Genomic DNA, 24,482 nt, shown 5'->3' with positions numbered 1-24,482 from the left:
ACAAGCGGGAGCCGGCAGCCCCCGGGTTTCAGCACCTACAGCCAGCTTTTGATTTGCGCGCAGACCGCCTCGGTCGAAATGCCGTAGCGATCGTGCAGCGTCGGAAGCGCACCGGCATCCAGGAAGGCATCGGGTAATGCGATCTGCCTGAAGGTCGGCGTGACGCCGTTGCGTAGCAGTACCGTCGCGACCGCTTCACCCAAACCACCAATGATCGAATGGTTTTCGGCAGTGACCACCAGGCGTCCGGACTTGCGCGCCTCGGCGAGAAGGGTCTGCTCGTCCAGCGGCTTGATGGTCGGGACGTGGAGCACGGCGACGTCGACGCCATCTGCCTGAAGCTTCTGCGCAGCCTCCAACGAGCGCATGGTCATCAGGCCGGTGGAGATGATCAGCACGTCCTTGCCGGTGCGCAGGGTCTTGGCCTTGCCGATTTCGAACTGGTAGCCGTACTCGTCGAGTACCAACGGCACGTTGCCGCGCAACAGACGCATGTACACCGGCCCGTTGTGCGCGGCGATGGCTGGCACTGCCTGTTCGATTTCGAGGGCGTCGCACGGGTCGATGATCATCAGGTTCGGCATCGCGCGAAAGATCGCCAGGTCGTCGGTGGCCTGGTGGCTTGGACCGTAACCGGTGGTCAGCCCGGGCAACCCGCAGACAATCTTGACGTTCAGGTTTTCTTCGGCAATGGCCATGCAAATAAAGTCATAGGCACGGCGTGAAGCGAACACGGCGTAGGTGGTGGCAAAGGGCACGCAGCCTTCGCGGGCCATACCCGCGGCGGCGCTCATGAGCAGTTGCTCGGCCATGCCCATCTGGTAGAAGCGATCCGGGTGGGCTTTGGCGAAGATGTGCAGATCGGTGTATTTCGACAGGTCCGCCGACAGCCCGACGATGTCCGAGCGCTGCTCGGCCAAAGCGGCCAGTGCGTGGCCGAACGGCGCGGAGCGGGTCGCCTGACCTTCGGAGGCAATCGAGGCGATCATGGCCGACGTGGTCAGGCGTTTCTTGCCGCTCGAAGGGGTTTTCACACTGCTCATACGGTTCTCCCGACCTTCAGGTTATTCAATGCCAGATCCCATTCGTTCTCGTCGACGCGAATGAAGTGGGTCTTTTCACGGGTTTCGAGGAAGTCAACGCCCTTGCCCATCTTGGTGTCGCAGATGATGACGCGCGGCTGACTTCCCTGATGGCTGCGCGCGGCGTCGAATGCACCCACCAGCGCGGCGATATCGTTGCCATCCACCCGTTGGGTGAACCAGCCAAACGCCTGCCAGCGGTCGACGATCGGTTCGAACGCCAGCACCTCGCTGGCGTGGCCGTCGGCCTGCTGGTTATTGACGTCGATGATTGCGATCAGGTTGTCGAGCTTCCAGTGCGAAGCCGACATCGCGGCTTCCCAGGTCGACCCCTCATTGAGTTCGCCATCGGACAAGAGGTTGTAGACGAATGCGTCCGATTGTTTGCGTTTGAGCCCCAGGCACGCACCCACGGCGATACCCAGGCCATGGCCGAGGGAACCACCGGTGATTTCCATGCCAGGGGTGTACGCGGCCATGCCAGACATCGGCAGACGGCTGTCGTCCGAACCATAGGTTTCCAGCTCATCGAGGGGGAGGACTCCGGCCTCGATCAGCGCGGCGTACAGCGCAATCGCATAGTGCCCGATCGACAGGTAGAAGCGGTCGCGTTCCTCCCATTCGGGATTCTGTGGCTGATAGCGCAGCGCATGGAAATACGACACGGCTAACAGATCGGCGGCGCCCAGGGCTTGGCCGACATAGCCCTGACCCTGGACCTGGCCCATGCGCAGTGCATGGCGGCGGATGTTATGGGCGCGATCTGCCAAGGCCGATAGCGGCGTGATAGGGGAAGTGACAGTCATGGTGACGACTCCAGGAACTTAACGATTGACCGAGGCGGCCGGGATTCGCAGTACCAGCCACGCGCCGATGCACAGCACGCAGGTGATCAGGTACATGCCGATAGCGCTCGAGCCTGTTGTGGTAGTGATCCAGCCAATCAGGTACGGCGAACAGAAACCGGCCAGATTGGCAAAGCTGTTGATGCCGGCGATGCCCGCCGCGGCGGACACACCGCCGAGCAGCGTCGTGGGTAGCATCCAGAACAGTGATGAGGCGGACAGCACGCCGGCGGCTGCCAGGCACAGGCTCAGCACCGAGAGCAGCAGGTTGCCCCCCAGCAGGGCCGCCAGCGTCAGGCCTATCGCGCCGGCGATCATCGGTGCAACCAGATGCCAGCGACGCTCACGGTGCTTGTCGCCGCTGCGGCCCATCAGCAGCATCGCGGCAATTGCGCAGAGGTAGGGCAGGCTGGTGAACAGGCCAATGTGCAAGGGGTCGGAAACCCCGGCGTTGCGAATCAGCGTTGGCAGCCAGAAGGTAATTGCGTACTGGCCCATCACCACGCAAAAGTAGATGCACGCCAGCAACCACAAACGCCGGTCGCGGATGAATTCCCGTGGCGAAGCATGGGTGACCTTGCGGCTGTTGTCTTCGGCGAGCTCCTTGTTGACCAAGGCCTTTTCATCGTCGGTCAGCCAAGTGGCCTGATGCACACCGTCCTTCAGGTAGGTCAGCACCAACAGGCCTACGATCACGGTGGGAATGGCTTCGATGACGAACATCCACTGCCAGCCGCTCCAGCCATGAAAACCTGCGAACTGATTCATGATCCAGCCCGACAGCGGGCCGCCGATCATGCCGGACAGCGGGATGGCGATGAACCACAGGACCGTCATCTTGGCCCGGCGATAGGAGGGGAACCAATAGGTCAGGTAAAGCAGCAGGCCAGGTGCCAGGCCTGCTTCGGCGATGCCCAGCAAAAAGCGCAGGGTGTAGAACTGCCAGGCCGTCTCGACGAAGGCGAAGAGCGCGGAGATGATCCCCCAGGAGATCATGATCCGGGCAATCCAGCGGCGAGCGCCGACCTTGTGCAGGATCAGGTTACTGGGGACTTCGCAGAGAAAATAGCCGAGAAAGAACATCCCGGCGCCCAGTCCATAGACGGTTTCACTGAGGGACAGGTCGCTCATCATCTGGAGTTTGGCGAACCCCACATTGACCCGATCCAGATAGGCGCACAGATAGCACAACATCAAAAAGGGCATCAGGCGCCAGGCAGTCTTGCGGTAGGCATTGGAGCGCACGGTCGAAACCGCGTCGAGCGTCAGGGTGGTCATCATGATGGTCTGATCTCTTGTTTTTATAGACCGCCAGGCGCTACCGCCCGGCGCATCATCGATCCAGAACAGCGCGGGCCGTTACCGACCCGCTTGGGTGTCATCAGTGAATCAGCATGCCGCCGTTGACATCCAGCGTAACGCCTGTGAGATAGGAGGACAGGTCGCTGGCCAGGAACAGCGCAGCGTTGGCCACGTCCTGGGCGGCGCCCAGACGACCCAGCGGAATACCCTCGATGATCGCGTGACGCCGTTCATCCTGCATCAGGCCACCGGTGATGTCGGTATGGATCAAGCCGGGTGCAATCGAGTTCACCCTGATCTGGTCCGGACCGAACTCACGAGCCATGGCCTTGCCCAGGCCCAGGACGCCCGCCTTGGCGGCGCTGTAATGCGGGCCGCCAAAGATGCCACCGCCCCGTTGGGCTGAGACCGACGACATGCAGACGATACTGCCCGACGCTTGAGCGCGCATGGTGGGGATCACGGCCTGGGACATCAACAGCGTGCCACGCAGGCTGACGTCGAGCACTTTGTCGTAGTCGCCGGGACGGATGTCGAGGGTCTTGATGGGTTGGGTGATCCCGGCGTTGTTGACCAGCACGTCGATACGGCCGAAATGTTCGATGACGTGGGCGACGGCCTGCTTGACCTGGGCTTCGTCGGCGACGTTGGCCGCAAGGCCCAGGTGGCCTTCGCCCAACGCGGCAGCCGCGTCGCGTGCAGCGGATTCATCCAGGTCCAGGATCACGACGCGGGCACCATGCAGGGCGAAGGTCACGGCAGTGGCGCGGCCGATACCGCGTTCCGATGCAGCGCCGGTAATGATTGCGATTTTGCCTTGAAGCAACATGAGCGGTTCCTCTGATTGTTCTTATGGTTCGATGGGTGATCGATGATTCAGAGTGTTCCGAGCGGGAGGGGTGAGCAATAATGCAAACTTCACTGGTTGATGAAAAAAATTCAGCTCTCGTCAAAGCGAGCCTCGGATGGTTGAATACGTTGACGTCAAGAAACCCTAAGAAAACTGTGCGGAGCATTCATGCGCCATGACGACAACACGCCAGCGAACCTGCCACCGCTGAGAGCTATTCAGGCCTTCGAGCAAACCGCTCGGTTTGGCAACCTGGCCAGGGCCGCGGAAGTTCTCGACCTGACGCCTTCGGCAATCAGTCATCAATTGGCGAAACTGGAAGCGATGATCGGTCGCCAACTGTTCGTGCGCGCGGCCCGCGGCGTAACCCTTACCCCTGTCGGCGAGCAATATCTCAAAGACATTTCCGGGCTGTTGCACAGCCTGGAAGTGGCGACGGAGCGGGCCTCCAGCGACATCAGCCTCGACTGCCTGAGGCTTCACTCGTCGCCCAGCTTCGGCTTGCTCTGGTTGATGCCGCGCCTGGAGGCTTTTCGCCTGAGCCATCCGGATATCCAGATCAATCTGTCCTGTTCGTATGAGTCGCTGCATTTCAGCCGGGACAAGATCGACGTCGACATCCGCCATGGTCAGCCGAACTGGCCGAGCTACGAGGTGCGAACCGTGCGCAACGAGACCTTCGCGGTCCTGGCGTCCCCGGCACTGCTCGCGCGACACCGTGTCACCAGCGCGGCGGATCTGCTGGAAAAGGATCTGATTCTCTCCGAAGCTACGTTGCTCAAATGGCCTGAGTGGTTTGCGCAACACGGCCTGGCACGACCGGAAAAACCCTACGCATTGAGTTTCGACCGTTCTTACATGACGCTGGAGGCCGCGAGCCACGGCCTGGGGTTCGCCCTCGAGAGCACGTTGCTGGCGCAGAAATACCTTGTCAGCGGTGCGCTGGTCGAAGTCGCGCCGCAGACCTTGAGCGCCCCGGTAGCGGCGCATCACCTGGTGTTTCCCAAAGCCCACTCGGGCTTTCCCAGGGTGCGGCGTTTCCTGGAGTGGATGGAGAGTGAGCTGGGGCATGGTTTTGTGTTTTGACAGTTGCGGGCGCTTCCGGACGGTCAGTTCCTTTTGACCCGCGCAGTTGGAAGCCTGTCATGTCCGCGCAATCAGCGGGCAAGCAAACCCGCCAGCACCTCCTTCAGGCCGGTGTGCCCTTTGCGAGGGAGGCCTTCGAATCGAATCCAGCCTTCGTTGAAACCGTCGAGCATCTGAATCCTGGGCAGCGGGTTGTTCATGCCTTGGGAGCGGAATAGCGACTCCCAGGTGTCGCCGGGCACGACTTCCATTCTCACCGGCTTGCCGAGCAGTTCCGAAAACGCGGCGGCGATGTCGTTGGGCGTTACAGGGGATTCGTATTCCAGTTCGATGATGCGTTTGCCGTGCCAGTCCTCCTGCAACAACTGCGCGCTCATTCGACCTACGTCGGCAGTCGCGATCATGGGAATCGGCTTGTCGAGAGGGTGGAGAAAGCTTGGAATCACACCGCTGTTCCTGGCCGGTTCAATGTCCCAGAGGCAGTTTTCCATGAACCAGGCAGGTCGCAGGAACGTCACGGGCAGCTCCAGCGTGCTGAGGCTCTGTTCCAGCAGCTGCAGCTGGTTCAACAGATTAGGCTGACGAGCCTGTGCGCCGATGGTTGAAATACACACGATCTTTTCAGGTCGAGCGGTGGCGAGCGCAGTGCGCAGGTTTTCGATGATCCGGCGCGTTTCCCCAAAGCCCTCGGAAGGGTCGAAATTGGGCGGCAGCAGGATGAACACGCCAGTGCTGGCACTGAACGCATCGATCAGCGTGTTGAGGTCATTGACATCGGCCACCACGATTTCGCAACCTTTTCCGCCCAGGCCTGACCTTTTTCGAGATCACGCACCACCACCTTGACGCGCTGGCGGGCAGCCAACAAGGCACGTGCAACCTCAGCGCCGACCTGACCTGTTACACCCATGATCGTGTACATATGCCGTCCTCATTCAGAGCGACCCGATGTCGCTGTCGTTGAATTATTGCGGCGCCGCAAAACATCTTCGATATCATCAATGTCATTAGTTTGATGATGAGGAATCATTAATGAGTTTCGATGGACGCTTGGTCAGCGGAATGGGGGTGCTGTCGGCCGTGGTGGAGACCGGGAGCTTCGTCAGGGCCGCCGAGGCGCTGGACATGACCCAGTCCGGGGTCAGTCGGGCGGTTGCACGCCTGGAGGCGAGGCTCGGCATCCGGCTGTTCGACCGCACCACCCGTTCCGTGAAGCTGACTGACGAGGGGCGGCGCTTGTATGAGGAAATCGCACCGTTGCTGGCAAGCCTGGAGGAGGCCGCGACGCTGGCTTCAGGCAGTGCCACGGCGGTACGTGGACGGTTGAGAGTCAACGTCGACCCGTACTTCTCCCGACTGTTCCTGGCGCCGGCGCTGGGCGGCTTCATGGCGACCTATCCCGCCATCGAGTTGGACCTGGTGACCCGCGAGCAGTTGGGCGATCTGATCGCAGACGGGATGGACCTGGCCGTGCGCTTCGGCGAGCCGCCTTCGTCTTTACTGATCGGGAGGCAGTTGCTGCAAACCCGTGTCCTGACCGTTGCTTCTCCGGCCTACCTGAAAAAGCATGGTCGCCCCCTGCACCCGACCGAACTGGAAAGCGCTGGGCATGTATGTGTTGATTTTCGCGATCCGCAAACCGGCAGGGCCTTCCCCTGGGAATTTCATCGAGGCGCCGAGCGGCTGAGCGTCAAGACCCATGGGCGGCTGATGGTCAACGATGTAGGCACGATGCATCGGATCTGTGAAGAAGGCCAAGCCGTTGCCCAGGTATTGGCGTTGGGTGTGGAGCCCGCTTTGCGGGCGGGCACACTGGTCGAGCTGTTCCCGGACTGGCCGGATGAGTATTTTCCACTGTACGCCTTGTACCCCTCTCGGCATCTTCCTCCGGCCAAGGTGCGGGCGTTCCTGGAGTTCGTGGTCGCGCTCAGTCGTTAGACGGATTTCTTTCCTGCCGATTGGACGCTGCCGCCGGTGTCGTTATTTCATGTCCCTGGCCTGCACCCACAGTACGGCGTCTTGGGACAGGGGTTTGCCCTTGTGGGTTTTCGTCGCACCGATGTTGAGTGCCGCGATGCCCCACCAGCCGGCCCGGGGCAGGCCGATGGTCACGACACCTTCGGCATCGGCGTAGGTGCTCAGCACGTTGAAGGACGGTTGCGGAGCAGCGACATAGGCTTGCTGCCCAAAGGCGTTGTGCTCGAAGTCGATGGCATGGTTGAGGTATTCGATTTCAACTCTGGCGTTCGGAACGGGCTTACCGTCGGCCAGCACCCGGGCGCGGAACACGCCGCCGGTCCAGTTCGCATAAGGTTTGCTCAGGGGCTGGATTTCCACCGGCAAGTCCTGGGGCTCTGCCCATTGGCCGGGCACGCCGCCGACGTTGACGATCAGTTTGGTGAACTGCTGGATGTACAGGTCTTCCTCGGTTTCCAGGTAGGGCTCGGGTTCGAGCAGGAAGACATGGTCGCCCATCGAACGCATCAGCTCCCGTGGAATCGTCGCGCGATAGGCGGCCGCTCGGTTATCGCGGGTGTGCCATTCGACCGGCCGCAGGTATTTGAGCAGATCCTGCTTTTCCCCGGCCAGCGAGCTGGTGTGGCTGAAGGCCCGGGGTTCACCCATGACCATGGTGGGGCCGCCGGCGAAGGGGTGGGTGAAGACGACCGCGAACTCCAGTTGTTCCCCACGCTGCAATGCCGTTTCCTCGACATAGAGCATCTGGAAATGCGCTTGTGCGACGCCGGTCAGGCAGATGGAGGCAGCGGCAAGGGCCTGGAGCAGTGTTCTCTTGTTGATCATGGGCGGTTTCACTTTGAGATGTCGGAGGACTGGATCGTGACGTCATGGCCGTCGCCGCCGAGGAACAGCACCGAGTAGTTTCCGCTCGGGGGTTGGAACCGGTAGGTGTTGTCCTGGCCGACGGCGCCTTCGAACAGCACTTTGTCGCTCATGTCCCGGACATGGATTTTCCGGCCGGCGGCGGAACTGCCGTCGGTGAAGCCGGCCTCGCACTTCACCCAGTCATCGCTGTCGATGTAGCAGTCGAAAACGGGCGCATGGGCGAAGGCCGCCTGGCAGAACAGCAGGGCACCTGCCATCGATAGCCGATGTACTGAACGGGGTAATTTCATAAGGTCTCCACGGTCGGCTTGATTATTGGGGCGGCGAAGGCGGCCAGCAGTGCATCCAGGTTCGAGCGCAGGAGCGCCTCGTACCCGTTGGCCGGGTCGGCGAATAGGCCCGGGTTACCCGCGTCCAGAATCAACAACCGAGCGCCGCCGTCTTCGATGGCCTTGGCGATCCTGGCGTCCGGCGCCCATTTGTGGACGACTACGTGGATGTTGCGCTCGCGCAGGTATCGGGTCAGCGCGGCGCGGTCGTCGTCGCTCCAGTCGATGTCCTGCCGGACAAACCAGCCATCGACAAAGATGTCGAATTCGCCGAACAAGTAGATGAATTCGTTGGCCAGCGACAGCACCCGTGGATCCGGCAGTTCCACCAGCCGGGCGTCGTACTCGGCCTTGAGCTGGCGCAATCGGTCCTCCAGCGTGGCGAGGTTACGGATGATCCGAGGCGCATCGGCGGGGGACAGGCGCACCAGGTCGGCGGTGATCAGCGCCGACATGCGCATGGCGTTGACAGGGCCGAGCCAGGCATAGGGCGACGGGCCGACACCGACATCACGCGGGCCGGCCCAAGGCACGTCGTTCGCGGGTGTACGGACCACCGCCACGCCGGGCTTGATCGGGTCCCAGGAGCGCGAGGCATCGATTTCGATGATCCGCAGGTTGTGGCGACGGGCGGCCGCAAACAGCGGATCGGCACGCCAGAGGCTGCTCAGGGTGACCACCGCGTCGGCCTGCTGGAACACCTTGGTGTCCAGGCGCGACAGCGCATTGGCCTGGCTTTCCATGGGCACGGCAGCGTCCGATGGAATACGGAGCACCTCGATGCTCGTACCCTCGCTGAGTGCCGAGGTGAGCGCATGCACGCCCGGCAGTGCGACCAACACCCGAGGACCGGCGAAGGCATTGAGCTGGCTGCCCAGCAGCAGTGCCAGCACCACCAGCCAGGATCGACGTGACAGGCTGAGCGGCTTCATACGCTGGCCCCCCTGAATCGGGACGTGGAGGCGCGGATGACGGCGGTCACGACAAACACCAGGGCGGCGATGATCACGATCGCACCGCCGGTGGGCACGGGGATCTGGTATTGCATCGGTGCCAGGATGCCGAACACGCAGGCAAACGTTGCAATCAGGATGGCAAGGGTGACCAGCCCCGGGAGCGAACGGCTGACATTGCGCGCGGCCGCCGCCGGTATCAGCAAAAGGGCTTCCACCAGCACGGCGCCGATGATCTTCAGGCAGGCGACCGTCACCAGGGTGACGAGCACGACGAACAGGTATTCGACGACACGCACCGGTACGCCGCGGGCATGGGCCAGGCTCGGGTTGAGGCTCGCCAGCAGAATGCTGTTGTACAGCGGCAATCCGACCAGGGCACAGGTCGCCGTGACGATCAGCAGCACGTTCATGTCGGTGTGGTCCACCGCCAGGATGGAGCCGAACAGCACGCTTTCCATCACATGGGTGTTGATCTTCGCTGACACGAACAACAGCAACGAGGCGCCGACCGCCAGCGAGATCGACAGGAACACACCGATCAGCGTGTCGTTGGACAGGGTGGTGCGGTGCTGGGTGTACTTCAGCGTCAGGGCGAACAGCACGCAGAAGCCGAACATCGACAGGTAAGGGGAGGTGTAGGATTCGCCGATCAGCACGCCAATGGCCACGCCAGTCATCGCCGCATTGCCCACCGCCTGGCTGAAGAAGGCCATGCGCTTGATCATCACCATGGAACCCAACACACCCAGCAACGGCCCGATGAGCAGTGCGCAGAGCAGCGCGTTGATCACGAACTCGTATTCGAACGGCTGCGGCAGCAGGTGGCTCGCGGCAAGTGCCTGGAGGTGGTCGCGGATGAACGTGTAGAAGGCGTTCATCGGCTGCTCTCCAGATGCTGGGCGACCTGATGGGGCGGCCCATCGAATATCACCCGCTGGTTGATGCCGGTGACCGACTGCGCAATGCGCCTGACCTGGCCCAGGTCATGGTTGATCCAGAGAATGGTGACGCCGCTCTGGTGCAGCTCGGCCACCAGCGCTTCCACCAGGAGAATGCCCGCTTCGTCGATGCCGGCGGTCGGCTCGTCGAGGATCAGTAGCCAGGGCACCGGAGTGATCGCCTGGGCCAGCAGCACACGCTGGCGTTCGCCACCGGACAGGCTGCCAAAGAGCTTACCGCCCAGTCCGGCAACGCCGGTACGCTCCAGGGCTCCGGCGTTGGCCGCCCGGGTGGAGCGGGCCGAACCCAGGAACGCCGGCCGGCGTTGACCAAGCAAGGCCATGACATCGTTGACGGTCATCGGCACGTTGCGGTCGAAGTCCAGCAACTGCGGGACATACCCCAACGGTTTTGCAAGCCCGCCTTCAAAGCGGATAACCCCCGAATGCGGCATCTGCCCCAGCAGCGCGCGCACCAGGGAAGTCTTACCACCGCCGTTCGGACCGACCAGGCAATGGAGGGCGCCGGCCTCGATCCGGAAGCTCACCGCGTCCAGCACTTGCGTACCGCCCAGTTGCAATGAAACGTTATCGAACACCACGGCGGGTCCGCGCATCGCTGGTTCCTCACTCATTGTTGTTGTGTGAACTCGACGGCCTCGGCCAGGGTTTCGAGGTTCTCGCTCATCGCCACCTCGAATTCGTCGGCGCTGTAGGTGCTGCCGGTGATATGGGACAGGGCGAAGACCCGGACGCCGGTCGCCGCCTCGATGGGTTTGGCCAGGTCGATGGAAAAGTACTTCTCGGCGAACAGCACACGCACGTTGGCTTTCTTGATCGCGTCGATGGTATTGGCCAGCTGCCGCGCAGTCGGCGCAACGCCGTGACGCGGCTCGATGACGGCGCTCACGAACAGGCCGAACTCCTGCATCAGGTAGTCGTAGCCGGCGTGTGTGCTGGCGCACCGGAACGAAGACAGGTCCAGGTTGGCAAACCGCGTCATGAAGCGCGCCCGCAGCGCACGGATACGGCCGGCGTAGGCCAGGGCGTTGTGTCGATAGACAGCCGCGTTGTCCGGGTCCAGTTCGCCCAAACGGCGGGCGATTTCGAACACCTGTTGTATCGCCGCGGTGGTGGAGACGAAGGTATGCGGATTGACCACCTTGGCACCGTCCTGGTCGCCGCCGATGGGGATGAGGGCAACGGTGGCGTTGGCCTGGATGATCGGCAGGTTCTCGCTGCGCCCGGCGGCCTTGACGATCTGGAAGGCCCATTGGTCGTGGCCGATGCCATTGACGACCAGTGCATCGAGGCTCATCGCGCGGGTGATGTCGGCGGGTTGCGGTTGGTAGTTGTGTGGGTTCGCCTCCGCCGGAATGAGCGCAACGACCTCCGCCCGATCGCCGACGATGTTCGCCACGAAGCTGTAGTAGGGATGCAGGGTGACGCCGACCTTGAGCTTCTTGCCCTGGGCGTGTGCCTGGCCGAGGAGCAGGAGGGCGGGTATCAGCATCAGCAGCGCGATCCAGCGGCGCAGCGGTACCCGGTGTTTCGCAGGGACGGTCATGGCTGGGTTCCTTTTACGCGTTCGACTTCGCGGGTACCGTCATAGGGGATGACCTGGCGCCAGCCTTTGCTGACCAGCGATTCGGGTTTGACGATGCCCGGGTAGGGGGCATTCGGGTCCCGCTGGACCCAGATCGTCGCCTGGTTGGCCCACATGACACCCGCATGGGCGTGCCCGATCACCAGCAGGTAGGCGCTCTGGCCCGGCACGTTGCCGCCGGAGCCGTAGTAGACGGTGGCGCCTTGGCCCAGGGTGGCTTGCGAGACATCGTTGACGCTCTTGTCCGCAGGGGGCGCGTCGTCAACGTGTTGGTCGCCGGAAGGGCTGTGGGGCTGGTGGGTGCCAGGCAGAATCAATTGCCAGCGCACCTGGCCGTTTCTCTTCCAGAATGCGTCGCGGTAGAACGGCGGCAGCACCAGGTCCTGGGCATGTTCCAGGGTGATCCATCCGCCGGTATCGTTGTTGAACCAGATGATCTCTTCACCGGCAGGCAACAGTGCGCTATGAATGGCCTGATCGACCGTACCCAAGCCATCGAAGGAACGCACTTGCCAGCTCAATGCAGTGGGTGGGCCGACTGCCTGGGGGCGCAGCACTACATAACCGGCCACGCCGACGATGACTGTCAGAGTCGCCAGCAGCATTGCCAGGGACTCCCACCGACCGGACACCGGACGCACCACATTGACTGCTTCGCCGTGGTCGCCGCCGGGCAGGCCTGTGGTGGGCCGACGCCAGCGTGGCAGTAGGCGCGCCATCAGAAAAACGCGATCCAGCGGCCAAGGCAGATCACGCCAGCCCACAACACCATCGAACCGAAGCCGGCGACACGGGCACGGCCGGGGGGCGGTAGCGTCGTGTCCCATTCGCCGATCCTGCGAAAGACCCCCAGGTGAAAAATCCCCATGTTGAGGCCCGCCAGCAGCAACAGCCCCATCTTTGCCCAGAAAACCGGGTTCTGGGCATAGGTGGAGGCGTTGGAGACGAACATGAGCAGACCCGTGATCACGCATGTCGCAAAGGCGACCCAGGTGTACGGCAACAGTTCCTGGATCAGCCGTAGCGCGCTGCGGCGATGGGATGCAATGCCGAGCAGGCGTAAGTCCACCACGGCGATAGTCCCGAACACCAGCGCGATACCGATCACGTGTACCGATTCCAGGGTTGGGAAGGCGAAGCCCGACTCTCTGATCAGGGAGGCGACAGAGGTGGCCTCGAGGGCTTGCAGGTTCGATTGAATGTCCATGGCAAATACCTGAGAGCGTTTGTTGAAGATGCGCGCCGTTAGATCGTGTAGGCGATCCAGCGGCCGCAGAAGATCACCACGCACCACAAGGCGATCGACAGCCAGGCCAGCGTCTTGACCAAACCGTCCGTGCCTTCGCTGCGTGTCGGATCGGCAGGGCGCAGCAAGGGGCGCCGGACCCACCAGGCCAGGGTGAACGCACTGACCACCAAGGCCATTTTCAGCCAGAACGTCGAGTTGACGAGCACCCGGTCCGGCTCGCCGACGGTCATGACCAACCCCGTCAGGAGCAGGACGATGAGCGCATTGCGCATCCATGGGTAATAGCGACGGATGACGCCGCGCATGGGCTCGTCCGTGGCGAACACACCGGCCAGCCGAAGGTCGGAGATGACGGCGGAGCCGAAGATCACCGCGATGGCCACGATATGAATGGATTGGACCGTGGGCACGACCCAGAGCATGTCCCTGATGGCAGTACTCACCGGTGTGGCGTAGAGCCAGTCAATGATCGGTGCTGATGACATGTGCTTTCTCCCACTGTGGGTTAGAAGTCTTGGGGTTTGGCGATCGGACGCAGGCCAGGCGCATCTTCCGGGAGGAGATAGCCATCCTTGATCGAAATGGCCTTGGCGTTCTCGAACTGCTGTTCGTAGTTGCCGAAGCTGCCATAGCGTTGCCCGAGCCGGTCCTTGGTGTAGGGCACCTTGGTGTCGTAGATCAGGCCGCAGCCGGTTTCCTGATCCGTGAGGTAGGTCGCGCTGGGCACTTGCACCCACGGCGGACGCACGCCGCCTTGCAGGTTGCCGGTAGCGGGGTCGCGCACGACAGTTTTGCCCTCGCGTAGCACGCGGGGGGCCTTGGGCATCGGTTTGCCCTCGCGCACCCATTGGTCCATGCCATCGAGGAGTGCCGAGACCACCCATTCTGCCGGCTCGTCGTACAGCGTCTGGCACCGTGGGTCGTCGCCCTTGCCGATGTCTGCCGCGACGTGTTCGGTATGCTCCGTACTGAGGTCGGCCAAGCGCAGGTGCGGCATGCCGGTCACTTCGTAATAGCGCAACTGCGGGCTATCGGTATCGGGCGGTAGATCGATGCCTTCGAGCACGTCGTGCATCAGTTCGGACTGGCTATAGACCGTCACGAACGGCACGCCGGCAGGCATCTGCCGTGGCACTCGGATGACGTCGCCGCCGACCTCGCCGTAGGCCATGCGGCCGGTCATATAGCCGTCGATCAGCGGCGCCGCGTCGGGCATGCGCCATTGCTGGTGCCGGCCCTGGTCGAGGTAGTCCATCCAGACCTGCGCCGTCACGGCCCAACTGTTGACGTAGACCCGATGCACGTCGAGGTTCGCCAACGGGCCTTGCGCCGAATGGGTCTTCAGCAGCAACGCCAGCTGCGCGCCGATGCCCTGGGACTGCGGCACGAATGGATCGGGCCCGTTGCCGCGGGTGAAGCGTTCCGGATCGTAATAGCTGCCCAGTGGTGCATAGCGTGCATAATCGAAGCGGCGCATGAACTCGAAATTGACGATGCGTCCGTATTGGGCGATCTGCTCGGCCTCGGCGGCGAGGGTTTCCGAAATGAACTTGGGGTCCACTTGCGGCTTGTTGATGTTCAACGTGTAGCCGACGTAAGCGTAACCGCGACGCAACAGGTAATCGCGGGTCAGGATCCAGCCGGCGCCGCGTTCGCCGAACCAACTGAACGGCTCTATCACCACCGTGCCATTGAAGCGCGCCGGGTCCGCTGGCCTACGGACCAGGATGCGCGTGGTGTAGGGCGCCTCGAAGAGGCTTTTGCCCGCGGCGGTGATGGCCGGCGCCACCCCTTGCAGGTAAAACTCCTCCTCGACGTAGCCATGCCGGTTGAGGTCGCTGTATTCGGTACCCTGGGTGTTGGCCGACGAGAGCGGTGGCTTGCCTGAAGGTGGCACCGGAACCACGGTGGGCATCCTGGGCACCTCTGCGAACGCGCTCGACAGCAGGAGCAGCGACACAAGGGCGCCCTGCAACGTTGGCCGCAGGATGTCGAAGGGCATCAGTCGTTCCATCCGGTGACTCCAAAGGGTTGTCGAAGGGGTTGTGGCGTCAGTCACGGCGCAGGCTCGTCTTGCCCTCGCTGTCGATCACGATCTGATTGTTCTCACAAACGTATTCTTGGATGCGGTAGTCGGAGCGCTTGTATTCGAACGTGAAGCGATAAGGTGTGTTGAGCACCTGCGGATCTTCGATCAACACTTGGTCTTCCAGGTGATTCGGCGCGGTCAGCCGCAGGCGTTCGGTGATCTTCATGTCCTTGCTGTGGGGAACACCGTAGAACGCCACGTCATCAGTGCGCACGCCCAAGGTTTCCACAACAAGGGTGTCGCCTTCCCAGTGGCCCCGCGAATGGCCTTGATAGGTCGGGTCCAGCTTCTCCTTCGGCGGCATCGCTTCGTTCAGGAAAATCCGCCGCACCTGTTGGAGATACTCGCCCAGGACCACCACTTGCTTATCGTCGTAGATGATCTGGATCGGGAAGAGCGCCGCCATCAGCACCGGCATGCCCTCCGGCAGGCATCGGGCGCTGGTGGTGGCCAGCGGCGTGCCGGCTTCGTTCGCCGCGGCTTCCTTCTTCTTCAGGTCGGCGTACTGACTGGCGTAGGGCTCCTTCAGGTCCATCGGTCCGCCCGGATGCACCGGATCGTCCGGATTCTCGCCGAACCAGTCGTCCGGGGTTCTTTCCCAAGTGCCGCTGATGTCGGGAGCCCTGGTTGCGCCTTGTTTGGGCGTTATCGCCATGCTCAGCCCGGCGAATGTCATGCAGGCGACGCCCAGGAAAATCATTGCCGGATTCAAGGTACGTGTCGGTTTCATTCAATCGTCTCCACCCTGTTGGTTTTTGCCATCGAGTACCCATGAAGCAGGGGATCGAGCGGACTCATCCGCCGCCCGTGAGCACGACGTCACCGATCTTGATTTCCACCAGCAACCCACCAGGATCACCGTTCTTCAGCGGCTTGTAGGTGACCTCGGCGTTCTCGCCGGCCTTGATCGAATCCGCCGTCCAGCCCGTGCGGCTCAATGCGTTGACGCTGCCGGTCTCGATCTTGATTTTCTGGGGGGGCGGGCCGGGGATATCGAGGTAGATCGCGATATGAGGGTTGGTCCAGGCAAAGCGCTCGACGACACCCTTGACCGTGATCGTCCTGGTCTGGTCGAAAATCGCGAACGAATGATGGGCCGTGGCAACGGCGGGAAGGACGCCGCAGGCGACGATGGTCAGCAGGCGAAGCCCCTGACGGAATGACGGAAAGGATGGCGTGGGGGTCATGACAGGGCCTCGTTCTTATGCGTTCTTATGGGGCCAGCATAAGGGCGGCAGGAGCGGGGGCCGTAACCCAAAACGGCAACTTCTCAAGCCTCGAAAACTGTTTCTACCCATCACCGTGGCGACTGACGTCGAGGACGAGCGGCCCGTGACACTTGCTGATTTGGGTTACCGCTTGCGCAACCCGAGCCGAAACACTCCCGTCTCGCCTCATAAATATAAAAACAGGAGAGACGTCATGCGCACCCCCATCTACGCCCCAATGCTTTCATTGGTCGCACTCTGTACGTTCGAGCCGCAGGCCCATGGCTACGAGCTCTATAACGAAGGCGATGGCACCACGGTGTTGAACGCCGACCTGTGGGCAGGGTTTGGCTGGTTCGGCAGCCAGAAGAACTACATCGCAGACCCGGAGAAGGAACCTGGCAGGATGCGTTGGCAAGAAGGTTTCATCAAATACGGCCTGAGCGGCACGACCGACAAGATCGAAGCCGGCTCGGTCTACGGCGGGTTCAGCGTGATCAGTACAGGATCTTGGGGTGACGGCGACCCGGGAGCGATCACCGACGGGACTGAAAGAAGAACCGCCGTGGAAGACGCCTATCTGGGTTGGAAATCAGGTGACATGATCCCCGCACTGGGCCCGGATGGGGTTGATTTCTCTTTCGGCCGGCAGCTCGTCACGGTGGACGGGTTTCTGATTACCGATGATGGCTTCAACCCCGGAAAGGCCTTCAGCCCCATCGAGGGTGTTTCCGATGGCCGATTCGATCGCGGCGGTGCTTTTTACCTGGGCTCACGGTTGGCCTTTGGCAATACCGCTGTTTTGAAACTGGGAGGTACAGACGGCCTTCACGGAAGTCTGATATGGTTGAAGTCGGATAACCCCGGACAGTCCAAGACTGAAGTGGCCGCTGCCACCGTCGACTATACGACGCCTATTGGCTCGATCGGTTCGACTTACGTGCACGGCCTGGATGTCGAAAAGCGGTATGCCTTTGCTGATCGACTTGAGCGCAAGGGCATGGACATCTACAGCATCCGTGGACAGGGCAACGCCGGAATCGAGAATGCCGATTTCGCCTTCGAGGTGGCGCGACAGGAAAAGCGTTCGGGGTCGCAGCGGGCAATGTTCTTCGACGCCGGCTACACCTTCGCCGACGTCAAGTGGCAACCGACGGTCAGCTACCGCTATGCGCGCTATTCCGAAGGCTGGGACTTCCTGTTCCAGGGCGGCTACCGCAAGCGCTACCAAGGTGAGGTCGCAGTGAATTACGCCGGCTCGCTCACCTCGAACATGGAGACCAACGACGTGCTCCTTTCCGTCAAACCGAACGAAAAGTTGACCCTTAACGCGATGGCCTTCGACTTCCACCAACTCTCCGATCGACAAGAGCAGGATTACAGCGCCCGCGAGGTCGATCTTTTTCTGGACTGGATGGTGACGGATAACGTCACCCTGTCGCCCCTGGTTGGTTTCTACAAGCCCAACAAGTGGCTCGGGAACGGTGGGCTGCAAAGTGGGAGCGCGGGCACGAACACTTACTTCCAATTCATCGTCTGGATGACGTTCTGAGCAGTCGCTCGTAGAGTGATGAAGCAAGTCGCTTGACCAGGAGCGCCACTCACCGTGGCGCTTGTCTGTATGACGGGATATAGCATCGGGGACGTTGGTTTCGTAACGGCTCCTGGCATGAAAAAGGCGCGGACCTCTTTGCCCGCGCCTCATCCAGTCAGATCATGCGACGCAACACGTCTTTTTGCGGATCCCGGTCGAGGAACCGATGCTTGAGGGCGCCGGCGATGTGCAGCAGGATCAGGACGAGCAGGGTGTAGGCGAGGACTTTGTGCAGCCATTGGAACACGACGAACCAATCGTCATTTTTCGACAGCAGCTCCGGGAGGTTGACCCCGAAGAAGAACACTCCGTCGCTCATCGTGTAGGTGCTCGACATGGAGTAACCCATCAACGGCACGATCACCAGAAGACCATATATGACCCGTTGCACAAGGTTTGACACCACCTGTTCTGGTCCGGTCAGCGTGTGCAGCGGCTTCGGCAACCTAGGCGTCATGTAGCGCAGGGCGATCTGAACCAGGACCACCAGGAACGTCAACACGCCGAAGGATTTGTGCCAGGGATAATAGAACTCGTACTTGCTTGCCACTTCATCGTTCATCCCGGTCATGTGCCAGCCTGCCCAGAGGAGACCGGCTACGAGCACGGCACGCACCCAGTGCAACAGCAGCAGGGACGTTGGATACCGATCAATTATCGCTTGATTTGTGGTGTTCATCGCAGTCGCCTCATCAATCGTCAAAGACATCGGGAACGCACTTTGAATCACCACCCTCGGCACCTCAACAGGGTTTGGAGGGTGGTTTGCCCAGTGCACTATTGTTCTCAGCCAGGCAGCAGCACGGTGATGACCTTCTCCTCGGTGTAGGCCAGTGCGCCGCTGAATCCACCTTCACGGCCGATACCGCTGTCCTTGACGCCGCCCCAAGGCAGGTTCGCATCCAGCGGGCTCCAGCAGTTCACGCCCACGGCGCCGGCTTTCACCGCTGCGGCGACGCGATGGGCTCGTACCAGGTTGCTCGTCCATACCGTGGCCGCGAGGCCGTAGCTGGAATCGTTGGCCAATGCGACAGCTTCTTCCTCAGTATCGAAGGCGATCACCGTGCCGACCGGGCCGAAAATCTCGTCCCGGGCAATAGACATGTCATTGCGGGCATTGGCGAAGATCGTCGGCCGCACGAACCAGCCCTGCTCAGGGTGCGATACACCACCGGCCAGCAGCGTAGCGCCTTGATCGATGCCCAGTTGGATGTAACGGTTGACCCGATCGAACTGCGCTTTCTTGGCCACCGGCCCCATCTGCACATCGGGCTGCCGAGGGTCACCCACCTTGATGGCACACGCAGCGTTGGCAAGCGCCGCGGCGAAGCGCTCTGCGAGGCTGCGCTGGACCAGGATGCGCGAACCGGCGGCACAGACCTGGCCCTGGTTGGCGAACAGGCCGAGGGTACAACCAAACAGCGCATCGTCGAACGGCGCGTCGTCGAAGACAATCTGCGGGCTCTTGCCGCCCAACTCCAAGGCCACGCGTTTGAACAGCACTCCGGCGGTGCGCTGGATCTCGCGTCCGGCCTCGGGGCTGCCGGTGAAACTGATCTTGGCGACATCCGGGTGTTGGCACAAAGCGCGGCCGACTTCCTCACCGTAACCGGTGACCACGTTGATCACACCGTCCGGGAAACCTGCTTCCTGGGCCAGGGCCGCCAGATGCAGAGCGGACTGCGGCGTTTCTTCCGAGGGCTTGATGACCACGGTGCAACCCGCCGCCAGCAACGCGGCGAGTTTCCACACGGTGATCATCAGCGGTGAATTCCAAGGCACGATGGCACCGACCACGCCCACCGGCTCGCGTACTGTGTACGAGAGAGTCTTGGTGCCAAAGTAGCCGCTGGAAGGGATGGTACGACCTTCGAGCTGATTGGCCCAGCCGGCGGCGGCACGCAGGTTGGCGAGCACGTTGGGAATGTCCAGGCGACGCGGCTCCATGGGCGAGCGCCCGATGGCGTCGGCGTCCATGTCGGCGAGCAAGTCGGTGTCGCGTTCCACCAGGTCAGCCAGTTTCAACAGCAGCCGGCCGCGCTGGGCGCCGTCGAGCTGGCTCCAGGCGCCACCTTCAAGCTGCTTGCGGGCGGCTGCCACGGCACGATTCACGTCCTCGGCCGTACCGCGCGCGGCGCTGCCGTAGACCTGTTCCGTCACAGGGTTGATAAGACTGGTTCGACGGCCGTCGGAGGCCTCGAAGGAGCCGCCTTCGATGAAGTGATTCAGATGCTGTGTCATGTTTGGATCCATGAATGTTGTGCAGTGGGCAGGTAGACCCGTTTCATGCCTTGAGGGACGCCAGGGCGTCACCGAAGATCTCCAGCGCCTTGAAGAACAGCGCGCGCGAGATCGTCAGCGAAGGCATGACACGCATCACGTTGCTGTAGCGACCGCAGGGAATCATCAGCACGCCATGGTTCAGCAGGTAGCCCATGAGTTGGCCAATCCTGGCGCCTTCCAGAGGGGCCTTGGTGACCGGATCTTCCACCAGTTCGATGCCGATCATCAGGCCGCGACCGCGCACTTCACCTACGAACGGGCTGTTGAAGCCACGGATACGCTCCTGCGCCTCCAGCCCCAGCGTGTGCGCACGGTTGAGCAGATCGAGTTCCGGATCCTGCAGGATGCTGATGTTGGTCAGCGCCACGGCGGCGGACAACGAGTTGGCGGCGAATGTATTGGGCACCGAGCCGTCAGGAATCGCGGCCGCCAGGTCCGAGCGCATGATCAGGCCCGCCATGGGCAAGTCGCTGCCGATGCCCTTGCCGAAGGTGAGCATGTCCGGCTTGACGCCCGAGTGCTCGACCGCCCACATCTTGCCGGTACGCCCGGCGCCGGATTGCACTTCATCAACGATCAGCAACGCGCCGCTGCGGTCGCAAGCCTTGCGCAGAAGTTGCAGGAACTCAGGCGAGGGCGGCACGTAGCCGCCTTCGCCCTGCACCGGTTCGACGATCACGGCGGCCACGTCATCGGCGGCGGTGTAGGGGGTATTCAGCAAATAGTCCACGTAATCGCCGGCAATCTGCTCGGCGCTTTTGTGGGTGGTGTCGAACGGGAAGCGGTAGGCGTAAGGGTAGGGCGCGTGAATGACGCCGCCCATCATGGCGCCGTAGCCCTTGCGGTAGGCCGTACCTGTGGTCAACGCGCCGGATGCGTTCCACACGCCGTGGTAGCCTCCGTGAAAGGCGATGATCTGGTGCCGCCCGGTGATGCGCTTGGCGAACTTCACCGCGGCCTCCAGCGCATCACTGCCGCTTTGGGTAAAGAACGTGGTGCAATCGCCACGCAAGCCATCGGGCGCGATCTCGGATATCTTGGCTGCAAGCTCGGTGCGTCGGGTGCTGTTGACTTCCAGGGCGTGCATCAATACTTCGGACTGTTCACGGATGGCCTGCACCACTTTCGGGTGGCACCGGCCTACGCTGCTGACGCCCACGCCGGCGGACAGGTCGATGTAGGTGTTGCCGTCCGGGTCCTTGAAGGTCGCGCCGAACGCCCGGTCCATGGCCACCGGCATGCGTCCGCCACCGCGGGCCATGGATTCGGTACGCGCCGACAACGCCAGGGCCTCGCGGGTCATGGGGCCGGGCAGGGTGCTGGAAATAATTCGCGGGGCATCCGCGAAGTGGAGGGATTCAAGTTTGGCTTCACTCATGACGGTCTCTCTGGGTCTCGGTTGTAATGTGCCGATCATCTCCAGCGAGAGCCGCCAGCCGGTAGCCCGAATCGGCACATGGATGAATTGCGCTGTAGGAGGCGGGTGATATTTCGCTATGGAATTTTGCTGAATTCCTTTATTGTGCGAATATCGGTCATGGAGGCAGGATAAAAAACAATAATATTTGAGAGGTTTTCGCATATTATGAGAAATGTCCACATAAACCACTTTCGCGACGTCCACCTCCATGCCGCTACCGTCCAGGAGTGGAGCCAGGACTACAGCCAGCTGACCGCCGGTTCGGCCGAAAGTACGCTCATGCAGCTGTCCACCGCGCATTGCCATATCTTTCGCGAGCAGATCAACCAGCGTGTCGTGCAGCACGGCGTGGCCCCGCGGGGCAAGATGTGCTTTGCGGTGCCGATCAACGTCCCGGGCGCGATTCGGATGCAGGGGCGCGAAGTGGATGACAGCAGCCTGTTCTTTCTTCATGGTGGCGAAGAGTTCATGTTCCATATGCCGATGGGCATGGAACTGCTGTCCATCACCTTCGAACGGGAATTGTTCGAGCAGGCGCTGGCACAAACGGCTTCGGCAAAGGAAATCAGCAAGCTGCTGCGTCAACCGGTGATCAGGGTTTCCACGCCGCACTTCGCACAGGCGCGTCGTCGTTTGCTGGCGATATTCTCCCAGGCCCTGGCGAACGAAGAGCTCGACAATGTATGGGAACAGGAATTGGAACAGGCGATGCTCGGCGAAATGCTGAAGCTCATGACCGATCCGGCCTGCGACAAGTCCCAACGCACCACAAGCTCCACCCGCAGCTTCATCGTCGAGAAATGCCACCACTTGACCACCGCTGAAATGAACAACGTGCCCAGCGTGGACGAGTTGTGCCAGCGACTCCAGGTGAGTCGGCGTACCGTGCAGAACAGCTTCCGTGCGGTGGCCGAGACGACGCCGCTGAACTACCTGCGTTCCGTCAGGCTCAATGGCGTGCGCCGCACCTTGATGTCCACCCGCGCGTCGCAGCTCTCGATTGGCGATGCCGCTGCCCAGTGGGGCTTCTATCACCTGAGCCACTTCGCAGCGGAATACCAGGAACTGTTCGCAGAGTTACCATCCCACACCAAGCGCGCAGCCATTCCCGATTGCGCCCTGGCCTGAGCGCGCATTCGTTGCACAACAACCTTGTGGCGAGGGGATAAATCCCCTCGCCACAGTTTTCATGGAAAGAGCCGTCTGATGACCGATTTGGGTTAGTGCGACATTGATGGGCAGGCATAGGATCGAACCTGGCGTGCAACAAGAACAATAAGCCATTCGGTGCCGGTGTACGGATGACTGCATCGATCCCACAGCGACTGCCTCATACAATAAGGTCAAGCACATGAGTGTATCTCTCCCGGTCAACAGCTCCACGGAGCTAAAGCGTGGTGCCCTGGGTGTCGGCTTCATCATCTTCTTCGTGGTGTCGGCGGCGAGCCCGTTGAGTGTCATCGCCGGTGGCTTTCCCATCGGCATCATGCTGGGCAACGGTGCCGGTACACCGGCGTTGCTGATCCTGGCCTTGCTGGTGTTGCTGATGTTCTCGGTGGGCTATACCACCATGTCCCGGCATGTCACCAATGCCGGTGGTTTCTATGCCTTCACTTCCCGCGGCCTGGGTGGCCTGGCGGGTGGTGCGGCAGGGGTGTTGGCGATGTTTGCCTATAACATCCTCCAGGTGGGGCTGTACGGCATGTTCGGCGGTGTGGTCAGCGGCACCATGGCCAGCGTGTTTGGCCTGGAGCTGCCCTGGTGGGCTTATTCGCTGATGGCAATGGCGAGCGTCGCGATCCTGGGGTATCGCAAGATCGATCTCTCGGCCCGGGTGTTGTCGGTCATTGTGATTGCCGAGTATCTGGCGATCCTGACTCTGGATTTCGCCATCCTCAGCACAGGCGGTGACAGTGGCGTCAATCTCGACGCGTTCGATCGCAGTCATGTGTTCAGCGGTACGCCGTCGATCGGCTTGCTGTTCTGCTTCGCCGCGTTCATCGGCTTCGAGGCTACGACTATCTATGGCGAAGAGGCCAGGGACCCGCAACGGACGATCCCGATTGCCACCTACTGCTCGGTATTGCTGATCGGCGGGTTCTATGCGCTGTCGGTCTGGTCGATGGTGGTGGGCGTGGGCGCGGACAAGATCGTGCCGATGCTGCAGGCCTTGCAGGACCCCACGACCTTCATTTACGGCATGTCCGATCACTTTGTCGGTCCGCACCTGACCCAGATTATCCGGGTGCTGTTCATGGTCAGTATCTATGCCGGATTGCTGGCCTTTCATAACGCCGCCGCCCGTTATTTCTACGCCATCGGACGCGACGGCCTGTTGCCGCGTCAGTTGGGAACCACCCATCGCGTCCACCAGAGTCCCCATATGGGCTCTGTCTTGCAGAGCTTGATTTCTGCGGTGGTGGTGCTGATTTTCGCCGCCATGGACGCTGATCCGATCCTGCAGTTGTTCGCCTGGCTGTCCAACCTGGCCACGTTGTGCGTGATCCTGTTGATGGCGCTCACGTCCGCCGCGGTATTTGCCTTTTCCCGCTGCCACCCCGAGCTGAAGCTGGGACTCTGGCGTGGAGGGATCTTTCCCGCTTTATCCTGCCTGGTCCTGTTGGCGGTTCTGATCATCGCGGTGTTGCATTTCGATGTGTTGACGGGCGCCAGCCAGACCTTGTCCTATGGCCTCTGCGCGATCATTCCCGCAGCGTTGCTGGCGGGTGTGTTGCTGGCGGCTCGGCTGCGCAAGGGGGCGCCGGAGCGGTATCTGATGCTGGGGAGCCACAAGCTCTAAG

At 61.7% G+C, this 24,482-nt stretch carries 26 protein-coding genes; 5 read left to right on the top strand and 21 right to left on the bottom strand.

Going from position 1 to position 24,482, the window contains the following annotated elements; all coding sequences use genetic code 11:
• Positions 1-35: 35 nt before the first annotated feature.
• The 4 genes from FBY02_RS01730 to FBY02_RS01715 form a co-directional block, all read right to left on the bottom strand.
• Complete coding sequence (locus FBY02_RS01730; protein WP_144922532.1) at positions 36-1,043, bottom strand: transketolase family protein; 1,008 nt, start codon at positions 1,041-1,043, stop codon at positions 36-38.
• The gene (locus FBY02_RS01725; protein ID WP_144922529.1) at positions 1,040-1,888 is read right to left on the bottom strand and encodes a transketolase; all 849 of its coding nucleotides are present in this window, start codon (positions 1,886-1,888) and stop codon (positions 1,040-1,042) included. Before FBY02_RS01725 ends, FBY02_RS01730 begins: the two co-directional genes overlap by 4 nt.
• Before the next feature lie 18 nt (positions 1,889-1,906).
• The gene (locus FBY02_RS01720) at positions 1,907-3,208 is read right to left on the bottom strand and encodes an MFS transporter (protein ID WP_144922526.1); all 1,302 of its coding nucleotides are present in this window, start codon (positions 3,206-3,208) and stop codon (positions 1,907-1,909) included.
• 100 nt (positions 3,209-3,308) lie between these two features.
• Positions 3,309-4,058, bottom strand: coding sequence for an SDR family NAD(P)-dependent oxidoreductase (locus FBY02_RS01715; RefSeq protein ID WP_144922523.1), 750 nt, complete (start codon positions 4,056-4,058; stop codon positions 3,309-3,311).
• Between the two features lie 189 nt (positions 4,059-4,247).
• On the opposite strand from FBY02_RS01715, the gene FBY02_RS01710 reads away from it, so the two are divergent.
• Positions 4,248-5,165, top strand: a complete 918-nt coding sequence (locus FBY02_RS01710) for a LysR substrate-binding domain-containing protein (protein WP_144922520.1) — start codon at positions 4,248-4,250, stop codon at positions 5,163-5,165.
• Between the two features lie 71 nt (positions 5,166-5,236).
• Here the strand turns inward: FBY02_RS01710 and FBY02_RS01705 are convergent, their stop codons facing one another.
• Positions 5,237-5,947 (bottom strand): NmrA family NAD(P)-binding protein, encoded by a 711-nt coding sequence (locus FBY02_RS01705; RefSeq protein ID WP_256662454.1) that lies wholly within the window; start codon positions 5,945-5,947, stop codon positions 5,237-5,239.
• Positions 5,917-6,087: an NmrA family NAD(P)-binding protein gene (locus FBY02_RS28270; RefSeq protein WP_256662453.1), complete on the bottom strand. Its 171-nt coding sequence runs from the start codon at positions 6,085-6,087 to the stop codon at positions 5,917-5,919. The genes FBY02_RS01705 and FBY02_RS28270 overlap by 31 nt, the downstream gene beginning before the upstream one ends.
• Positions 6,088-6,197: 110 nt before the next feature.
• Between FBY02_RS28270 and FBY02_RS01700 the strand changes: the two genes are divergently transcribed.
• Entirely contained in the window at positions 6,198-7,103 is a 906-nt protein-coding gene (locus FBY02_RS01700; protein ID WP_144922518.1) for a LysR family transcriptional regulator, read from the top strand.
• Positions 7,104-7,145: 42 nt separating this feature from the next.
• Here the strand turns inward: FBY02_RS01700 and FBY02_RS01695 are convergent, their stop codons facing one another.
• From FBY02_RS01695 to FBY02_RS01640, 12 genes are all read right to left on the bottom strand, one after another.
• Entirely contained in the window at positions 7,146-7,967 is an 822-nt protein-coding gene (locus FBY02_RS01695) for a DUF4198 domain-containing protein (protein WP_144922516.1), read from the bottom strand.
• Between the two features lie 8 nt (positions 7,968-7,975).
• The gene (locus FBY02_RS01690) at positions 7,976-8,299 is read right to left on the bottom strand and encodes a hypothetical protein (RefSeq protein ID WP_256662452.1); all 324 of its coding nucleotides are present in this window, start codon (positions 8,297-8,299) and stop codon (positions 7,976-7,978) included.
• Positions 8,296-9,270: a metal ABC transporter solute-binding protein, Zn/Mn family gene (locus tag FBY02_RS01685; protein WP_256662451.1), complete on the bottom strand. Its 975-nt coding sequence runs from the start codon at positions 9,268-9,270 to the stop codon at positions 8,296-8,298. The genes FBY02_RS01690 and FBY02_RS01685 overlap by 4 nt, the downstream gene beginning before the upstream one ends.
• Positions 9,267-10,172: a metal ABC transporter permease gene (locus FBY02_RS01680; protein ID WP_144922514.1), complete on the bottom strand. Its 906-nt coding sequence runs from the start codon at positions 10,170-10,172 to the stop codon at positions 9,267-9,269. Before FBY02_RS01680 ends, FBY02_RS01685 begins: the two co-directional genes overlap by 4 nt.
• Positions 10,169-10,849: a metal ABC transporter ATP-binding protein gene (locus FBY02_RS01675; RefSeq protein WP_144922512.1), complete on the bottom strand. Its 681-nt coding sequence runs from the start codon at positions 10,847-10,849 to the stop codon at positions 10,169-10,171. Before FBY02_RS01675 ends, FBY02_RS01680 begins: the two co-directional genes overlap by 4 nt.
• Positions 10,850-10,863: 14 nt before the next feature.
• Positions 10,864-11,799 carry a metal ABC transporter solute-binding protein, Zn/Mn family gene (locus tag FBY02_RS01670; RefSeq protein ID WP_144922510.1) on the bottom strand — a complete coding sequence of 312 codons (936 nt, stop codon included), beginning with the start codon at positions 11,797-11,799 and terminating at the stop codon, positions 10,864-10,866.
• A complete protein-coding gene (locus FBY02_RS01665; protein WP_178115341.1) occupies positions 11,796-12,557 on the bottom strand; it encodes a DUF6162 family protein in 762 nt (253 codons plus the stop codon). Before FBY02_RS01665 ends, FBY02_RS01670 begins: the two co-directional genes overlap by 4 nt.
• The gene (locus tag FBY02_RS01660) at positions 12,557-13,045 is read right to left on the bottom strand and encodes a DUF6644 family protein (protein ID WP_144922508.1); all 489 of its coding nucleotides are present in this window, start codon (positions 13,043-13,045) and stop codon (positions 12,557-12,559) included. Before FBY02_RS01660 ends, FBY02_RS01665 begins: the two co-directional genes overlap by 1 nt.
• A 38-nt stretch (positions 13,046-13,083) precedes the next feature.
• Entirely contained in the window at positions 13,084-13,572 is a 489-nt protein-coding gene (locus tag FBY02_RS01655; protein ID WP_144922506.1) for a DUF6644 family protein, read from the bottom strand.
• A 20-nt stretch (positions 13,573-13,592) separates the two neighbouring features.
• Entirely contained in the window at positions 13,593-15,101 is a 1,509-nt protein-coding gene (locus FBY02_RS01650; protein ID WP_144922503.1) for an alpha/beta hydrolase domain-containing protein, read from the bottom strand.
• 37 nt (positions 15,102-15,138) lie between these two features.
• Positions 15,139-15,906 carry a hypothetical protein gene (locus FBY02_RS01645; RefSeq protein ID WP_144922501.1) on the bottom strand — a complete coding sequence of 256 codons (768 nt, stop codon included), beginning with the start codon at positions 15,904-15,906 and terminating at the stop codon, positions 15,139-15,141.
• Positions 15,907-15,970: 64 nt separating this feature from the next.
• Positions 15,971-16,363 (bottom strand): DUF6152 family protein, encoded by a 393-nt coding sequence (locus FBY02_RS01640; RefSeq protein ID WP_144922499.1) that lies wholly within the window; start codon positions 16,361-16,363, stop codon positions 15,971-15,973.
• A 235-nt stretch (positions 16,364-16,598) separates the two neighbouring features.
• On the opposite strand from FBY02_RS01640, the gene FBY02_RS01635 reads away from it, so the two are divergent.
• A complete protein-coding gene (locus tag FBY02_RS01635; RefSeq protein WP_144922497.1) occupies positions 16,599-17,936 on the top strand; it encodes a hypothetical protein in 1,338 nt (445 codons plus the stop codon).
• A gap of 157 nt (positions 17,937-18,093) precedes the next feature.
• On the opposite strand, the gene FBY02_RS01630 is transcribed toward FBY02_RS01635, so the two are convergent.
• From FBY02_RS01630 to FBY02_RS01620, 3 genes are all read right to left on the bottom strand, one after another.
• Positions 18,094-18,657, bottom strand: a complete 564-nt coding sequence (locus FBY02_RS01630) for a cytochrome b (protein WP_144922495.1) — start codon at positions 18,655-18,657, stop codon at positions 18,094-18,096.
• Between the two features lie 107 nt (positions 18,658-18,764).
• Positions 18,765-20,219, bottom strand: coding sequence for an aldehyde dehydrogenase (locus tag FBY02_RS01625; protein WP_144922493.1), 1,455 nt, complete (start codon positions 20,217-20,219; stop codon positions 18,765-18,767).
• Positions 20,220-20,262: 43 nt separating this feature from the next.
• Positions 20,263-21,639 carry an aspartate aminotransferase family protein gene (locus tag FBY02_RS01620; RefSeq protein WP_144922491.1) on the bottom strand — a complete coding sequence of 459 codons (1,377 nt, stop codon included), beginning with the start codon at positions 21,637-21,639 and terminating at the stop codon, positions 20,263-20,265.
• 207 nt (positions 21,640-21,846) lie between these two features.
• Between FBY02_RS01620 and FBY02_RS01615 the strand changes: the two genes are divergently transcribed.
• On the top strand, positions 21,847-22,809 hold the full coding sequence (locus FBY02_RS01615) for a helix-turn-helix domain-containing protein (protein WP_144922488.1): 963 nt from the start codon (positions 21,847-21,849) through the stop codon (positions 22,807-22,809).
• Between the two features lie 223 nt (positions 22,810-23,032).
• Positions 23,033-24,481, top strand: coding sequence for an APC family permease (locus tag FBY02_RS01610; protein WP_144922485.1), 1,449 nt, complete (start codon positions 23,033-23,035; stop codon positions 24,479-24,481).
• The last annotated feature ends 1 nt before the right edge of the window (position 24,482 follow it).

The sequence above is a fragment of the Pseudomonas sp. SJZ078 genome (assembly GCF_007828255.1).
In the GTDB taxonomy this organism is placed as follows: Bacteria; Pseudomonadota; Gammaproteobacteria; order Pseudomonadales; family Pseudomonadaceae; genus Aquipseudomonas.
This window is presented reverse-complemented; position numbering and strand designations above follow the sequence as displayed.

Excerpts from the sequence above, each read along its gene's own strand:
- FBY02_RS01630 (WP_144922495.1), bottom strand. The coding sequence starts at position 18,657 with ATGAACACCACAAATCAAGCGATAATTGATCGGTATCCAACGTCCCTG.
- FBY02_RS01610 (WP_144922485.1), top strand. The coding sequence starts at position 23,033 with ATGAGTGTATCTCTCCCGGTCAACAGCTCCACGGAGCTAAAGCGTGGT.
- FBY02_RS01625 (WP_144922493.1), bottom strand. The coding sequence starts at position 20,219 with ATGACACAGCATCTGAATCACTTCATCGAAGGCGGCTCCTTCGAGGCC.
- FBY02_RS01615 (WP_144922488.1), top strand. The coding sequence starts at position 21,847 with ATGAGAAATGTCCACATAAACCACTTTCGCGACGTCCACCTCCATGCC.
- FBY02_RS01730 (WP_144922532.1), bottom strand. The coding sequence starts at position 1,043 with ATGAGCAGTGTGAAAACCCCTTCGAGCGGCAAGAAACGCCTGACCACG.
- FBY02_RS01695 (WP_144922516.1), bottom strand. The coding sequence starts at position 7,967 with ATGATCAACAAGAGAACACTGCTCCAGGCCCTTGCCGCTGCCTCCATC.
- FBY02_RS01680 (WP_144922514.1), bottom strand. The coding sequence starts at position 10,172 with ATGAACGCCTTCTACACGTTCATCCGCGACCACCTCCAGGCACTTGCC.
- FBY02_RS01620 (WP_144922491.1), bottom strand. The coding sequence starts at position 21,639 with ATGAGTGAAGCCAAACTTGAATCCCTCCACTTCGCGGATGCCCCGCGA.
- FBY02_RS01650 (WP_144922503.1), bottom strand. The coding sequence starts at position 15,101 with ATGGAACGACTGATGCCCTTCGACATCCTGCGGCCAACGTTGCAGGGC.
- FBY02_RS01710 (WP_144922520.1), top strand. The coding sequence starts at position 4,248 with ATGCGCCATGACGACAACACGCCAGCGAACCTGCCACCGCTGAGAGCT.
- FBY02_RS01725 (WP_144922529.1), bottom strand. The coding sequence starts at position 1,888 with ATGACTGTCACTTCCCCTATCACGCCGCTATCGGCCTTGGCAGATCGC.
- FBY02_RS01700 (WP_144922518.1), top strand. The coding sequence starts at position 6,198 with ATGAGTTTCGATGGACGCTTGGTCAGCGGAATGGGGGTGCTGTCGGCC.
- FBY02_RS01645 (WP_144922501.1), bottom strand. The coding sequence starts at position 15,906 with ATGAAACCGACACGTACCTTGAATCCGGCAATGATTTTCCTGGGCGTC.
- FBY02_RS01690 (WP_256662452.1), bottom strand. The coding sequence starts at position 8,299 with ATGAAATTACCCCGTTCAGTACATCGGCTATCGATGGCAGGTGCCCTG.
- FBY02_RS01655 (WP_144922506.1), bottom strand. The coding sequence starts at position 13,572 with ATGTCATCAGCACCGATCATTGACTGGCTCTACGCCACACCGGTGAGT.
- FBY02_RS01715 (WP_144922523.1), bottom strand. The coding sequence starts at position 4,058 with ATGTTGCTTCAAGGCAAAATCGCAATCATTACCGGCGCTGCATCGGAA.
- FBY02_RS28270 (WP_256662453.1), bottom strand. The coding sequence starts at position 6,087 with ATGTACACGATCATGGGTGTAACAGGTCAGGTCGGCGCTGAGGTTGCA.
- FBY02_RS01665 (WP_178115341.1), bottom strand. The coding sequence starts at position 12,557 with ATGGCGCGCCTACTGCCACGCTGGCGTCGGCCCACCACAGGCCTGCCC.
- FBY02_RS01640 (WP_144922499.1), bottom strand. The coding sequence starts at position 16,363 with ATGACCCCCACGCCATCCTTTCCGTCATTCCGTCAGGGGCTTCGCCTG.
- FBY02_RS01670 (WP_144922510.1), bottom strand. The coding sequence starts at position 11,799 with ATGACCGTCCCTGCGAAACACCGGGTACCGCTGCGCCGCTGGATCGCG.
- FBY02_RS01720 (WP_144922526.1), bottom strand. The coding sequence starts at position 3,208 with ATGATGACCACCCTGACGCTCGACGCGGTTTCGACCGTGCGCTCCAAT.
- FBY02_RS01675 (WP_144922512.1), bottom strand. The coding sequence starts at position 10,849 with ATGCGCGGACCCGCCGTGGTGTTCGATAACGTTTCATTGCAACTGGGC.
- FBY02_RS01685 (WP_256662451.1), bottom strand. The coding sequence starts at position 9,270 with ATGAAGCCGCTCAGCCTGTCACGTCGATCCTGGCTGGTGGTGCTGGCA.
- FBY02_RS01635 (WP_144922497.1), top strand. The coding sequence starts at position 16,599 with ATGCGCACCCCCATCTACGCCCCAATGCTTTCATTGGTCGCACTCTGT.
- FBY02_RS01660 (WP_144922508.1), bottom strand. The coding sequence starts at position 13,045 with ATGGACATTCAATCGAACCTGCAAGCCCTCGAGGCCACCTCTGTCGCC.